Raw genomic sequence first — 13,738 nt, 5'->3', positions numbered from 1 at the left:
AGAGCTGGGACATGGGCATCGGACGCATCGGCAAACATCTTCTCCATCACCACTGGTGGCTGCGGCGCTATTTTCCGCGAAGCGTGCTTGATGCGATCGAGCGGGCGATCAGGGCCGGCGAAGCCACGCATTCCGGCCAGGTCCGCTTTGTGGTGGAAGGCGCGCTCGACGGCGCGCCGCTGTTCCGGGATCAGCCGGCGCGGGAGCGGGCGCTGGATATTTTCTCGCAATTGCGGATCTGGGACACCGAGCATAATAACGGCGTGCTGATCTACCTGCTGCTCGCCGACCGTAATGTCGAGATCATCGCCGATCGCGGCATCGACGCCAAGGTCGGCGCGGCCGGTTGGGAGAAGATCTGCAGAGAGATGGAAACGGATTTTCGGGCGGCCAGGTTCGAAAGCGGCGTAATCAAGGGGATCGAGGCGGTGTCGCGGCAACTGGCGGCGCATTTTCCCGGCCGCGGCGGCGGACCGAACGAACTGCCGGATGCGCCGGTGGTGATGTAGCTCACCACACCGGGCCTAAACCAATGGATAGCCGGTTCCATCCGATTCCATGTGCGAGCCTACCTCGGTATCGTTTGGCCATACCCGCGTGCAATGGCGTCAGCCGGCGCTGGGTGCTACCGATCAAGGTAGAAGTAGCAAGCGGAATGCAAAGCAGCGGAACCGGACCCACGAGGCGGCAGCTGCAAGACAAGGTCGGCGGCGTAACGCCCGCCGGCCTTTTTCTTGATCCAGGGGCGAGCTGAACTTCTCGACATTTTGCGAATAGCGCGTCACCTCGCACGATCAAGTTGCGTCACACGATATCTACTATCCCGCAGGGTTATCGCTCTCATAACTTTCACGAACACCACGCCATCCAGCCACGATGCGAAGCCGGCAATGCTCTGAATTTACTTTCGCTTTCGGCGGCTGATGTCCGCTTTGCCGCCGAAAGCGACCAAATAGCAGACATCTCGATATGTCCGTTTCGTGCCGCCAGAAGCGGACGTCGCTGGCGGACCGGTTGCTTGCGCAGTCGCGTACAAATCACCTCAATCGCCTACAAGCTCGATCCTTCGACAGAGCGTATCCTGCATGAAAACTGGTGCGGACGAATTTGTGCTTGCCACGAATGCGAGGCGGACGCATGAGCTTGCGGTTCAACGAATTGGCGCAAAGGCGCCTCAGGACGGGCCCAGAAGATAAAGTTTATCAGGTCGTGAAGCTCGCGAGGGTTATCGACGCGCTGGCGGTGGAGGGAATCTCGGTGGAGAACGCACTTGCTGGCGTGCGTATATCCAGAAATGCAACGTCTTCGCCCGCCACGCGCGTCTCGCTCAATCAAATCATCGAATGTTACCGCAACGCCAATAAGCTTTGTCGTAATCCCCATTTTGCCTATAGCGCTGGCCTGCGATTCCACGTCACCGACTATGGGATGTATGGTTTCGCCATGCTCAGCAGCACGAACTATCGCCGAACTATGCAATTCGCAGTGAAGTACCATCAGCTCGCGACACCACTTGCCGAAATTGACTTTAAGGAGGCGGGCGGCTGCGGGATCTGGACATTTACTCCGATGGCGCATCCACGCATTGATGCCTCCCTTTACAGGTTTCTCGTTGAAATGCAGTTCGGCATTACCGTATCGCTTCACCGCGACTTCATAGGATCCTCGTTTGCCGGGCGGGAGCTCCATGTCACGTATGGTGCGCCGGACGACGCGCCAAAGTATTCGGAGATGTTTGGATGTCCGGTGTTGTTCAGGCAATCCGAGAATCAGCTTCGGTTTGACGCGGCCTGGCTCGATTGCACGCCGAAGCTCGGAAGCGAAATAACTTATTTGGCGGTGGTCGAGCTATGCGATCGCCTGATGGAGGATCTTCAGCTTCGCCTTGGGCTGGCTGGCAAAGTTCGGCAACTTCTTCTGACCAATTTGCTGCGACCGTTAAGTTTCAGCGACGTTGCAAGCAATCTAAACATGAGCGCCCGCACGCTTCGAAGAAAGCTGCGCGAAGAAAAAACATCTTTCCGCAACTTGGTCGATGAATTGCGCATGGAAATGGCAATTAGATATCTGCGTGAAACGGACCTGACGGTCGAACACATTTCCGGGTCACTGGGCTTTAGCGACGTTGCCAGTTTTAGGCAGGCATTCCGCCGCTGGACCAAGGTGGCGCCGCATAAGTTCAGGCAGATGTCCGGCGAGACTTCGGCATCCGCCTAATCACTTGAATATTGGCCGGTTTCACCAGCTCTTTGGCCGAAACCAATCTTTTCTCAGCTCAAACTGTCGCTAAACCCTCTTTTCGGTTTGGACAGCCATGGGAGCTATCGCGAACTGCGGCTGGAGCCGTTTTACTGCGCTCACCGTCTGAGCCGAGGAACTGCACCGCATGAACGAGAGTCCACGGAGAAAGGACCGCTTCCGAGCCGCAAGATCGGGTGACCGAACTCATCGAGCAACAGACGGCCATCTCGGAAGTGCTGCGCGCCATTGCGAGCTCGCCGCACGACTTGCAGCCCATCTTCGACGTCATCCTCGACAGCGCCACACGTCTCTGCCGAGCAGACGCAGGCAGCTTACGTCTCTCTGATGAAAGCGGCTTTCGTCTCGTGGCGGTGCGAGCGGACCCCCTTTGGGTTAGTCAGCTGTGGTCATCATTCTCGGTGCTCGAAATGGGGAGCTTTCGGAGTCGATTGGCCACAAGCAGGTTACCCACCCACATCCCTGACTTGACAGCACTTGAAGGCGATCGTCGGGATGATTTTTTGATCGCGGCGGTGAACGCAGGTCTTCGAACGGGCCTGGTTGTGCCGTTACTCAAAGACAATGAGATAGTCGGGATGATTATTCTGGGCCGCAAACAGGTGCAGCCGTTCACCGACAAACAGATTTCCTTATTCGGGGATTTCGCTGCGCAAGCCACCATTGCCTTGGAGAGCACCCGCCGCGAGCGGCAATATCGCGAGGCGCAGATGGCGCTGGCGCACGCGAACCGCATCACGACGATCGGCCAATTGACGGCCTCGATCACCCATGAAGTGAACCAGCCGATCACAGCAACGGTCACATACGCGTTAGCCGCTCGGCGCTGGCTAAGCGCGGAGCCACCGGATTTCGGCGAGGTGAGCGAGGCGCTCGCCGGTATCATAACGGAGGGTAATCGTGCGAGCCAGGTCATCGGGCGAACCCGCGCGCTCATAAAAAAAGCGCCTCCTCGGAAGGATGCGTTCTGCATCAACAACGCGATTCTCGAAGTCGTGGCGCTGACCCGCACCGAAGCAGCGAACAATGGCGTGTTGGTACGGACGCAGCTCGCAGAAGGGCTGCCGCCTGTCCAGGGCGATCGGGTCCAGCTGCAACAAGTGATGCTGAACTTGATCGTCAATGCCATTCAGGCCATGAGTGGTATTGGGGGAGGCGCGCGCGAATTACACGTCAGCACCGTGAGTATTGAGCCGGAGGGCGTGTGCGTCGCGGTGCGGGACACCGGGCCGGGGCTGAGCCCGGAGAGCCTGTCGCGTCTGTTCGAGCCATTCTACACGACCAAACCCGAGGGCATGGGCTTGGGCCTGTCTATCTGCCGCTCAATCATCGAAGCTCACGGCGGACGGCTGTGGGCGATCCCGTGCGAACCGCAGGGTGCTCTCTTTCAGTTTACGATCCCTGCCACCCGAGCGGACGGATCGTGATCGAGTCGATGTCGCTCTTTGGCACAAACCGGCGGTTTGAGGTCGGGCAGAGCATGTCCGCTCTGCCCGGGTATTTCAGACATCAACTTGGCGAGGTCGCGAGTACGGCCTTCGATCCGGAGTTTCGTCCGGATCGACCAGACGTGTTGAGGTCGCAGCGGTGGCTTTGCCCCGGTCAGCTTACCCTTGTTCCACGGCACTCGCTTGGGCGCGGGGGTCGCATTCACTTGATCCTGCATGGCCATACTCCTCGGCTCGGTTACAGAGGTCGAGAAGCATGTGCCACTATATAGGCGCAGGAATCAGGTCGGTTTTCGGTCCAAAGCGGACTTCGGGTCCGACGTCGCCTGCTTGTGTTGCCCATCTGGCACCCAGGTCCCGCCGAGTTTGCATTGTGGACCTGCCCACCGCTCATTATGGTCGGCGTGTTGCTGAATAGGTAAAGCGGGAGCGGCTTATGAAGCGCCTAATACAACTTATCACTCTGATCCTGCTGCTGCCCCCTGCCGCCGCCGGTGAAACCACCCAAAATACCTTCGCTCTCCAGCTCCGTGAAGAGATATGGGCAATTCCTTCAGCCGTCCCAATGTTGGCGTACATGATCCGTCCGATCGGCGAAGGACCATTTCCGCTTCTGGTCATGAACCACGGAGTTTCGCTTGATCCGAGGGAACGAAGCTACTTTCCCGTGATCGAGTTTCGCGACGCAGCGATTTGGTTCGCCAGGCAGGGGTACGTCGTCGTCGCGCCTGTGCGTCCAGGATATGGCGCCACAGCTATCGAAATCCCCGAGCGAGGCCTGTTCGGGCTCTTTTTCTCAGGCGTCGGCAATTGTTTGGACGCCAACTTTCGAGATGCCGGACTTGCTATTGCCTCGATTAACAAGTGGGTGATCGAATACATGTCGGTTCAGCCGTTCATCAAGCGGGATGAAGTCGTTGTCGTCGGTCAATCGGGAGGCGGCTGGGGCGCGATCGCACTTGCCAGCCAGAATCCAACATCAGTGCGTGCCATTGTTGGCTTTGCGGCCGGGCGCGGCGGCCACTTAAACGGTAAACCGAACAACAATTGCGCCCCGGACAATCTGGTTGAGGCGGCGGCCCAGTTCGGACGAACGGCCAGGATACCGATGTTATGGATTTACACTCATAACGACAGCTACTTCGGGCCCGAACTTACGAAGCGATTGGCGGCGGCTTTTCAAGCCGCCGGCGGCAACGTCGAATATCACCTCCTGCCGGATTTTGGGGGAGACGGTCATTTCATGATCGACTCAGCCGATGCCGTGCAACTATGGGCTCCGCTGGTATCCGAATTTCTGAAGAACCATCGATAGGAACGACCGTCCGTTTGTAAGAGGGGTCTGGCCATGAATCTTCAAACCGCCCGATCAATCAACAGCCCCGAAGCATGGCGATCGGTCCTGGTTGCCTTCATGGCGCTGGGCATTTCAATGGCTGGGACAGTGGCGAATAGCCAACAAGTCATCCCGTTTGGTGACGTACCCGCAACGGCCGATTTTTCCGAAGCCGAGATTGCTGCGCGAGGACAGCAGAAGCTTCCAAACCTTACCTATTCGACCTGGAAGAAACTGTGCTTCCGGGGTGCACAGGGTGCAGATGCGAAAATGGTCTGCCGCACATCCATCGAAGGCAAGTCCGACCTGGGCCAAATAATCCTCAAGGTTGATCTCATCGAACGCGAAGATGCCCCTTCCACACGATTGCAGATCTTCGTTCCGACTGGAAACCTTCTGCAGCCCGGCATCAGACTTACCGTAGATAAGGGTGCCTCAATTCTCGTTCCTTACACGATTTGCTTGGCAAACGGCTGCGTGGCGGCAACTGTTCCCGAACCGAAACTCCTAAGCGAACTCGAAACCGGCAGAATGCTTTCTCTTGAAGCAGTCAATTCCAATGTCGTTACCGTCATTGCTTCGCTGTCGCTCGACAACTTTGCAAGCGCCCGCCAAGGCGTCGCTGCCCAAGTTTTCGAGCAGAAGCTGGAAGGAAATTGGGAACGGCCCACGGACGAAGGCAACAGAAAATAGCTTTGCGAATTCGAGCGGGCGCGCCGTCTTGGCCCAAGCAAAACTAAAAGTTTGTGGATAGGAATTTCCGTTTTGAGAACGGTCGCACTCCCGAGAGCATGGTCTGGAATTGGCACCTTTGAGACATGCTGACGGAAGCCGAGAACGTCTGCTTATTGGGTTAGACCGGAGTGCGCCGGGAAGACCGGCAAGGAGTAGATGGTGCAAGTCCATCACGATGAAGGAGTAGCGAACCGCATCGACCCCGAGTCATGCGCAGATGCCGGCGAGGGCATCGGCGAAGCGTTGACAGGGGAGCGCATAGGCCAGCCATTGAGCCGCGAAAGTACCCTCATCCTGGGTGCCGACGTCGTTCCGGTGACGGAAGGCAACACGGATGGGCGCGACAACGCGAGCGCCCAGACGGCCCGGCGTGGTCTTAGACACTGGCATGTGCGGAAGCTCCTTGTGGGCGCGAGGTAACTCGCGTCCCTACCGCGAAAGTGGCCCTGCTTTTGACCCGTTTAGGACTTGGGCATAGCCGGACATCGGCCGACAATTCTGATATATACCATTCAATTTCCCCGAGCTTGGGGGGTCTTGAGCAGCGAGCACGTAGAGCGGCCGCTGGCAGCTACTCTGGCCGCGGGAGTTCACGGGCATCGCAGGTCCGCAGAAATACAGCGGCAAGGACATGGTGAACCCGCACGGGAGCCTGCCGGTTTTCGAACTACGAGGCTTTAGTATTACGGTTGTACGCGCTGCAATTAAGGCATGCAGCGATGTCCATCGGCCGACGCGTCTGGAGTGACGAGCATGATGTCGACGAAAATACCCCTTTGGCTTCGCTTTTTCCTGCTTGTCAGCGTAGCCGTCTTTGCGGCAGGCGCAGGTCTCCTTGCCTATCGGTACTATACTCATCCGGTAACGCTTAACGTGGCGGCCGGCTCGATCGACGGTGAGGCTGCCAAGGCCATGTCAGCCATAGCGAACGAGCTCGTTTCAACGAACGCGCCGGTACGGCTCAAAGTCATCGACAGCGGCACGGCGCTTGAGGCCGCTAACGCTTTTTCCGCGGGCAAAGTCGATCTCGCCGTGGTTCGCGGCGATGTCGGCGATTTGTCTCAGGCGCAAGCCGTCGTCGTCGTCAGCCATATGGTCGTGCTGATCATCGCGCCGCCCGGATCTTCCATCGACAGCATCGAAAGTCTGAAGGGACATACAGTCGGCGTGGTCGGCGGCGCAGCGAACGCCAAGATTGTCGATGTGCTCACCAAGGAATACGATCTGGCGAGCGCAAAAGTTGCGTTCAAGAACCTTGCTTTGACGGATGTGCGGCAAGCCATTCAGTCAAAACAGGTCAGTGCGCTGCTTGTCGTGATTCCCCTGGCCGAAAAATATCTCTCGCTCGTTCGCGGCTTTTTTCAGCTGGATCACAAGAAGGCGCCGGTGCTGATCCCAATCGAATCGGCGGCGGCAATTGCAGAGGGCGAACGTGCCTTTGAAAGTTTCGACGTCCCGAAGGGCACGCTGCGGGGAGCGCCGCCGGTTCCGGACGATGACCTGACGACGTTGAGGACCTCGTTATATCTGGTAGCGCAGAAGAAGCTCGGCACCGATCTCGTCACCAGCCTGACCCAGGCGATCATGAGGGTGCGCAGGGATCTTCTGCGCGAGCAGCCCATTTTCGCGCAGATCACCGCGCCCAGCACCGACCAGGATGCCTACCTTCCGCTGCACCCTGGAGCGGCAGCCGTTTACAACAGCACCACGCAGAGTTTTATGGATGAATACGGCAACTGGATCTATCTGACGCCGATGGTGCTGGGCGGCGTTGCCACCATGCTTGCCACGGCGTGGAATTTTCTCGGCATCGGCAAGTTCGCACCCGAAGGCCCGCTGGATTCCCTTTATGCCCTGGTGCGCCGGATTCGGAACGTCGACACTGAGGCCGAGCTGTCGGAGATCGAAGAGGAAATCGACAACATTCTAAGGGCGGAGCGCGCCAAATCGGCTGCCGGAGACGAGAGCGCGGTCGACGCTGTCACATTGAACGTGGCAGCCCATCGGCTGGAGAGCTTGATTCACGACCGACGCACATCGATCGCTAAGGGAGCCGCAGTTGCCTCCGCGGCGTAGGCGACACACCGCTAAGTCGCGACACGCCGCGGTACCGCGATTGCCGGAACCACAGAATAACAACCCAAGGAGAGCCGTCATGAAACATCTGATGATTCCCCCGTACTGCTGGCAGGAAGCCTCATCGCCCTTAGCGCGATGGAAGCCGGCGCCGTCGTTTGCGCTCGTGGGGTGGTTCGCGCAGGCTGCGTCGCCGCCGGAGGGGCTGCCGTCGTGATGACGGCGCCCGTGGTGACAGCGCCGGTCGTCCGTCCTGCCGGTGCGGTTGTCGCGCCGCGGGCGCCCGTTGTTCGGCGCAGGGTGTACTGACAGGCCACGACGCATCAGGATGCCCCATCAACGATACTCGGCAGAGACCGAGGCTGCGCTCAGGCGAACGAGCTTGAGGCTACGGCCTAAAACTGGATGACCAACAGAGAGACGGCCGCTGCCTCGCGACACACTGGTGAATCATGAATGCAATCGCGTTATCGTGCATCACGTTTGTATGCATCTCTGGAGGCGCCCTGCTCGGTATGTTCCTTCCTGGGCATCACCTGAGCACAGATGACAAGGATGTGGTCAGGTTGGGCACAGGCCTCATCGGGACGATAGCCGCGCTTGTTCTCGGCTTGCTGATCGCCTCGGCGAAGGGCTCCTACGACACGCAGAGCACTCAAGTCACGCAGATGACGAGTAATGTTGTCGTGCTCGACAATCTGCTGGCGCAGTACGGACCGGAGACGAACGACGTACGCAATCTGTTGCGGCGCGCCATCGTTGTTTTAGCCGATCGAATGTGGCGCGAGAAAAGTTCCGAGGTTGCCAAGGCGACCCCCTTCGAGGCGAGCGCCGCAAGCGACGCATTCTTTGCGAAGCTTCAGCAGCTTTCGCCGCAGAACGATTCCCAGCGCTCCCTGCAAGCCAGGGCCATACAGATCGCCACCGACATTGCGCAAACCCGCCTGCTGCTGTTCGCACAGACGAACAACTCAATCCCTATGCCGTTCCTGGTGGTGCTGATTTTCTGGCTCACCATCATCTTTGGAAGCTTCGGTCTGTTTGCCAAACCCAGCGCAACCGTTTTCGGCTCGCTGTTCGTTTTTGCACTGTCGGCCGCCGGGGCGATCTACCTGGTCCTGGAGCTGGGTCAGCCATTTGCGGGTTTGATGCAAATTTCCAGCGCGCCACTGCGCAACGCCCTCACGCCGCTCAGTCCCTAAGCCATTCGCATCATCGGGGTTGCCGGCCAGAGCAAGCCCCGACTGCTATCGCGGTCGTCGCGACCTGCTGCAGCGGCTTTTCGAATTGATCAAGATGCGCGTCGTGCTGATATGTCCAAATCTGGCACTTTTCACACGTGGCCTCGGTGCACCGGCATGTCCGTTAGCGAGGACAGAGCGGACAACAATATGAAGCGTTCTAATGTGTGCCGATGGTGTTTGCCCAAGCCCGACTGTCACCGCAGGCGCCGTCGAACATTTCGCAATTATAGGGAAAATTGCAGGGCTCGGGACCATAGACCGGGCCGTGATCGAACCCGGAGCAGTCGGTGGTCCTCAGGGGGAAGCGAGCAACCGGACGACGCCTGTGATGCCTGGCGTCATAATTGCTGGCCTGAGCTACCGGTTGTTCTCGGCAGGTTGAACTGCTGCGACTGCAGCGAAGGGCCGACGCATCATTCGAGCCCGCACCTAACACAACGATGATGATTACCGGAACCCACAGAGTTATCCGAAACAACATCGGCACACCTGTTCAAGCTGCTCAATCGCGGTGCGTCGATCAGTTCGAAATGTCATTTTCAATTCTCTATGTCGTCGCACGGAACCGTGGTAGCAGTCCCGGAGTTCGAAGCAAGTAAGCAACGCTGACGCTTGGATACCGTGATTGACAATCTCAATTTCGCCGATGGCGCCCGCATTTACGCATAGCGGACTCTCGCGGGCCCTCCGCCCGGCAGATTTGTGGGTTCACGGCCTGGAGTGCGATGGGCCAGCAGCGCCTTCCTGTATGTAAAAACTGCACGACCGCCACCTTCGAGCGAAGAAAGTCATGCGAGATCGAGGAAGGCGCACAAAAATGCTCTGAATTTACTTCCGCTTTCGGCGGTATAGCGAACATGACTGGACTTGCTACTGGCTCGCCCAGGTCGCGAATGATCCAGAGCGGACCTCCGGTCGTGGGCCATCCACGGATGCGCCAATCTCAAAGGAACGATTCTAGATTGCGCCGCTCGAGACGCGCGCGTCGCCAACAGATGAGTTCGCCGCGCATTCCGCTATCATCCAAATGCATGAAGACGTCGGCTCCGCATGGTGCTTGGCGTTCGGTAGATGACTCTCGGGACGTCCCCTCATGCTCAACGGAGACCCGCTCAGCGAGAGCTATCGCGCCACCAGTCCGCAGATATCGTTGCCGACTATGTCAGCTCTTTCGAAGTGGGCTATTGCGCGGCGTTGTGGCGGAAAGTCGAACAGCCTTTGCTCGAATGCATTCTGCGCCCACTCGGAGGGCCAGAGCGAACAAGCCTCGATTTCGCCTGCGGAGGAGTTTTGCATTGTCGCTCCGGTCGGACGTAGAGGTATCGATCAACCGCTTGGTACACGGGAAACGAGCGATCCTTGATCTTTATCAAGGAGATCATAAGGTCAGTCATGGTGGATGGTCCAGCTGCCTAGTCCGGGCGTCGACGATGTCGGATCCAGGATCACCAACGCCGGAGATAAATTTCCGCCCAGGCATTGGCTATGCCGGCGGCCTGGTCACAATTGGCGTGATTTATTTCGCCCTGGCAAAAGGCGGCCTTGCTCTCGCCTCCATTCATCCCAGTGCAACGCCAATTTGGCCACCGACGGGTGTCGCGCTGGCGGCGGTGTTGTTGTGGGGATATCGGACTTGGCCCGCAATCTTCACGGCGGCGGCGATCGCCAATGCGACGACCGCCGGCTCGGTTGCCACCGCAATTGCGATTGCGACCGGTAACTCTCTTGAAGCGGTTGTTGGCGCTTACCTGATCAATCGATGGTCGAGCGGATGTAATACGTTTTCGAAGCCAAATTCTGTCGCGAAGTTTGCTCTGATTTGCGTCGCGATCGCGACACCGATCAGCGCCAGCATTGGACTGACCAGCCTGGCAACCGCCGGGTACATCGAACGGACGAATTTCGCGAACGCCTGGGTCACATGGTGGCTGGGAGATGTGACCGGCGCGCTGGTCATCGCCCCCGTTATCGTGCTTTGGGCATCAAGGCCCCACCATGCTTTCAACCGCAAGGAATTTTTGGAGACGGTCGGCGTCCTCGCAACAGCGGCAGCTGTTGGACTCATTGCTTTCAGTCCCCTGATCGAGCAAACGCCGAGCCGAACTCCACTGGGTTTTCTTGCGATCCTGCCCATGTTGTGGGCGGCGCTGCGCCGCGGTCCACGTGACACCGCAACGGTTGCGCTGGTGCTTGCGGGCATCACGATTTGGGGGACGCTCACGGGCGGCGGCCCCTTCACGACCGCGGATCTCAACGTTTCATTCCTGCTGGTGTTGATGTTCTTGATCAGTATTACCGTTCCAAGCTTGTTACTGAGCGCCGACGTCGAGGTGCGCAAGAAAGCGGAGGGAAGTCTGCGCCGCGCGCAGATTGGACTCGAGCGGAAGGTCGCAGAGCGTACGCGAGAGCTGGAGCTCGCCAATGCGGCAAAATCGCGCTTTCTTGCCATGGCAAGCCATGATTTGCGGCAGCCATTACATGCATTGGGCCTGTTCGTTGCACAGCTGCGCACGCCGCTCAAACCGGGGGAAAGGACAAAGACGATCGAGCGGATCGATGCAACGCGCAAGGAAATGGATGAAATGTTCAATTCGCTCCTGGATATTTCCAGGCTCGATGCCGGGGTCCTTACACCCAAAATTACCGAATTCCCGATCGCGCGCCTGTTGCAAAAAATTGAGACGACGTTTGATCAGGCAACGCGAGAAAAAGGCTTGCGTCTACGCGTTAGGCGAAGTGACGCCTGGGTGCGGAGCGACGCCATGCTGCTCGAACGCATACTGCTCAATCTGGTATCCAATGCTGTGCGCTATTCATTGCGGGGTGGGATCATCGTCGGATGTCGTCGGCGCGGTGAAATGTTGCGTATTGAAGTATGGGATAGCGGTCCCGGCATTCCTGAGGATCAGAAGCAGAATATCTTTGGCGAGTTTTTTCAACTTCCTGCCCCAGAACGGAACCGGTACGGCGGCCTGGGGCTCGGCCTGGCTATTGTCGACAGACTTCGCGGACTTCTCAACCACCAAATCGAATTGGCTTCGACTGTGGGCCGAGGTTCGCGATTCGCAATCCTGGTTCCGATCGCCGATGAATGCGTCACATCCACCGAGCCCGTCGACTCCCCTCGCCCCGCGGCCTTTGCGGTCGAAGGCAAGGTAATTCTTGTTATTGCCGATGCTTCAATTGTGCTGGAGGGAACGGGCGGATTGCTGGGCAAATGGGGATACTCCGTCCTTACCACCGGATCCGACGAAGCTGCACTTATCAGACTTGCAGAGCGTCAACAACGCCCCGATCTTATAATCTCGGATTATCATCTTGCGAGCGGAAAGACCGGGATCCGGGCAATCGAACAAATTAATGCGGCGTTTGGTTCTTCAATTCCAGCTATTCTCATCACCGGCGATACTGCACCTGAACCATTACGTGACGCCAGGGATAGAGGATACATTTTGCTGCACAAGCCTGTCGACCCAATGCGGCTCCGCGCTGTCATGCACAAGTTCTTTAGGGATCATGACGATAGGAGAGATACCGGGGCGGCTTTATGACCCGGATTTCGGCGACAATTCCCAGCCCAGTTTTCCTACCTTTACTACTGCCTCGGTGCGGCTCGTTACGTTGAGCGCCTTGAGAACGACCGTGATGTGGTTCTTCACTGTCGGCACTGCCATATTGAGGGTCTTGGCAATGATCTTGTTGCTTTTTCCCTTCATCAGGAGCGCAAGCACTTCAATCTGCCGATCGGTCAACCCGAGACCCCTGGGAGAGTCCCGCGTCGCTAGCTTATTTGTAAGCCGCGGAGACGTTGTTTCCTCAAGAATCTCCGAGGGAATGTAAATACCGCCGGAGAACACCAGCTTAATGGCGTTGAGCATGACCTCACGTTCGGTGGTTTTCGGGATGAAACCCAGAGCGCCAAGTTTGAAAGCGCGCTTGACTGTGTCTTGATCATCCGAGGACGAGAGAATGATGATAGCAATGGTCGCATCGCGGTCACGCAGTTCGCGGAGGACAGAGAAGCCATCTCGATCGGGCAAATTGATATCAAGCAAAATCAGGCTGATGTCGGGATGTTGCTCGACCATGTGCATTGCCTGACAGCTGTTCGAGGCTTCGAATATGACGGCTTCTCGCTTCAGTTGTTTCAGGACCGCGTGTAACGCCTCGCGGATCAATGCATGATCGTCGACAATAAGAACTTTCATAAAAGCTCTCCGTCATCCCATTGCACGGAGATCCAATTAAAAAATCATACACCCACCTTCGGGTCTTTGGCGAGGAAGAAGCCGGCGAAAGACTGGCTCCCGAAACCGTCCATCCTCCATCCCTGGCCCAACCGGCGGTTCGCCGTCAGGTACTCAAGGTAGGAGCCGAATGCCGTTGTGTTGCTGTAATTGTAATTACCTCACAGCAGCACACCGAAAAAGGCGAGTACCGACCACGAGACTTTGCCTCTGCGCAATGGCGATTGATAACGAGATCGGTACGGTACCTTGATCATAGGACCTAGGAACCTCTCTCTGTGGACCTCCGGCTGATTTACGCGCTGTGCCGTTGAACGATGATCGTCAACGGAAACTCACGCGCCAGGAGGTTCTACCAAGCGCCGCCATAGATCGTTATCGCAATAGCTTTCG

At 57.7% G+C, this 13,738-nt stretch carries 11 protein-coding genes; 9 read left to right on the top strand and 2 right to left on the bottom strand.

The features are described from left to right. The first annotated feature begins 11 nt into the window (after positions 1 to 11). From NL528_RS38670 to NL528_RS38645, 5 genes are all read left to right on the top strand, one after another. The gene (locus tag NL528_RS38670) at positions 12 to 509 is read left to right on the top strand and encodes a TPM domain-containing protein (RefSeq protein ID WP_309179583.1); all 498 of its coding nucleotides are present in this window, start codon (positions 12 to 14) and stop codon (positions 507 to 509) included. Between the two features lie 628 nt (positions 510 to 1,137). Then, positions 1,138 to 2,217 (top strand): AraC family transcriptional regulator, encoded by a 1,080-nt coding sequence (locus NL528_RS38665; RefSeq protein WP_309179582.1) that lies wholly within the window; start codon positions 1,138 to 1,140, stop codon positions 2,215 to 2,217. A 218-nt stretch (positions 2,218 to 2,435) separates the two neighbouring features. Beyond that, a complete protein-coding gene (locus NL528_RS38660) occupies positions 2,436 to 3,686 on the top strand; it encodes an ATP-binding protein (protein ID WP_309179581.1) in 1,251 nt (416 codons plus the stop codon). Between the two features lie 457 nt (positions 3,687 to 4,143). After that, the gene (locus NL528_RS38650; protein ID WP_309179580.1) at positions 4,144 to 5,022 is read left to right on the top strand and encodes a dienelactone hydrolase family protein; all 879 of its coding nucleotides are present in this window, start codon (positions 4,144 to 4,146) and stop codon (positions 5,020 to 5,022) included. 33 nt (positions 5,023 to 5,055) lie between these two features. Beyond that, the gene (locus tag NL528_RS38645; RefSeq protein ID WP_309179579.1) at positions 5,056 to 5,736 is read left to right on the top strand and encodes an invasion associated locus B family protein; all 681 of its coding nucleotides are present in this window, start codon (positions 5,056 to 5,058) and stop codon (positions 5,734 to 5,736) included. Positions 5,737 to 5,985: 249 nt separating this feature from the next. Here NL528_RS38645 and NL528_RS38640 read toward each other — a convergent pair whose 3' ends face one another. Continuing rightward, positions 5,986 to 6,168, bottom strand: a complete 183-nt coding sequence (locus tag NL528_RS38640; RefSeq protein WP_309179578.1) for a hypothetical protein — start codon at positions 6,166 to 6,168, stop codon at positions 5,986 to 5,988. A gap of 363 nt (positions 6,169 to 6,531) precedes the next feature. Between NL528_RS38640 and NL528_RS38635 the strand changes: the two genes are divergently transcribed. The 4 genes from NL528_RS38635 (at position 6,532) to NL528_RS38620 (ending at position 12,649) form a co-directional block, all read left to right on the top strand. Then, positions 6,532 to 7,854, top strand: a complete 1,323-nt coding sequence (locus NL528_RS38635; protein ID WP_309179577.1) for a TAXI family TRAP transporter solute-binding subunit — start codon at positions 6,532 to 6,534, stop codon at positions 7,852 to 7,854. 79 nt (positions 7,855 to 7,933) lie between these two features. Beyond that, positions 7,934 to 8,071, top strand: a complete 138-nt coding sequence (locus tag NL528_RS38630; RefSeq protein WP_309185351.1) for a hypothetical protein — start codon at positions 7,934 to 7,936, stop codon at positions 8,069 to 8,071. Positions 8,072 to 8,420: 349 nt separating this feature from the next. Further along, entirely contained in the window at positions 8,421 to 9,056 is a 636-nt protein-coding gene (locus NL528_RS38625) for a DUF4239 domain-containing protein (protein WP_309179576.1), read from the top strand. Between the two features lie 1,472 nt (positions 9,057 to 10,528). Beyond that, complete coding sequence (locus NL528_RS38620) at positions 10,529 to 12,649, top strand: MASE1 domain-containing protein (protein WP_309179575.1); 2,121 nt, start codon at positions 10,529 to 10,531, stop codon at positions 12,647 to 12,649. Here the strand turns inward: NL528_RS38620 and NL528_RS38615 are convergent. Then, positions 12,644 to 13,306 carry a response regulator transcription factor gene (locus NL528_RS38615; RefSeq protein ID WP_309179574.1) on the bottom strand — a complete coding sequence of 221 codons (663 nt, stop codon included), beginning with the start codon at positions 13,304 to 13,306 and terminating at the stop codon, positions 12,644 to 12,646. The two genes, NL528_RS38620 and NL528_RS38615, sit on opposite strands and share 6 nt — an antisense overlap. Positions 13,307 to 13,738 lie beyond the last annotated feature (432 nt).

Origin of the sequence: Bradyrhizobium sp. Ash2021 (assembly GCF_031202265.1) — a bacterium.
In the GTDB taxonomy this organism is placed as follows: Bacteria; Pseudomonadota; Alphaproteobacteria; order Rhizobiales; family Xanthobacteraceae; genus Bradyrhizobium.
Note: the sequence above shows the minus strand (reverse complement) of the source record. Positions and strands in the feature narration are given on the sequence as shown.

Coding starts and splice junctions, on each gene's coding strand:
- NL528_RS38615 (WP_309179574.1), bottom strand. CDS start 13,306: ATGAAAGTTCTTATTGTCGACGATCATGCATTGATCCGCGAGGCGTTA.
- NL528_RS38670 (WP_309179583.1), top strand. CDS start 12: ATGGGCATCGGACGCATCGGCAAACATCTTCTCCATCACCACTGGTGG.
- NL528_RS38635 (WP_309179577.1), top strand. CDS start 6,532: ATGATGTCGACGAAAATACCCCTTTGGCTTCGCTTTTTCCTGCTTGTC.
- NL528_RS38620 (WP_309179575.1), top strand. CDS start 10,529: ATGTCGGATCCAGGATCACCAACGCCGGAGATAAATTTCCGCCCAGGC.
- NL528_RS38650 (WP_309179580.1), top strand. CDS start 4,144: ATGAAGCGCCTAATACAACTTATCACTCTGATCCTGCTGCTGCCCCCT.
- NL528_RS38645 (WP_309179579.1), top strand. CDS start 5,056: ATGAATCTTCAAACCGCCCGATCAATCAACAGCCCCGAAGCATGGCGA.
- NL528_RS38630 (WP_309185351.1), top strand. CDS start 7,934: ATGAAACATCTGATGATTCCCCCGTACTGCTGGCAGGAAGCCTCATCG.
- NL528_RS38640 (WP_309179578.1), bottom strand. CDS start 6,168: ATGCCAGTGTCTAAGACCACGCCGGGCCGTCTGGGCGCTCGCGTTGTC.
- NL528_RS38665 (WP_309179582.1), top strand. CDS start 1,138: ATGAGCTTGCGGTTCAACGAATTGGCGCAAAGGCGCCTCAGGACGGGC.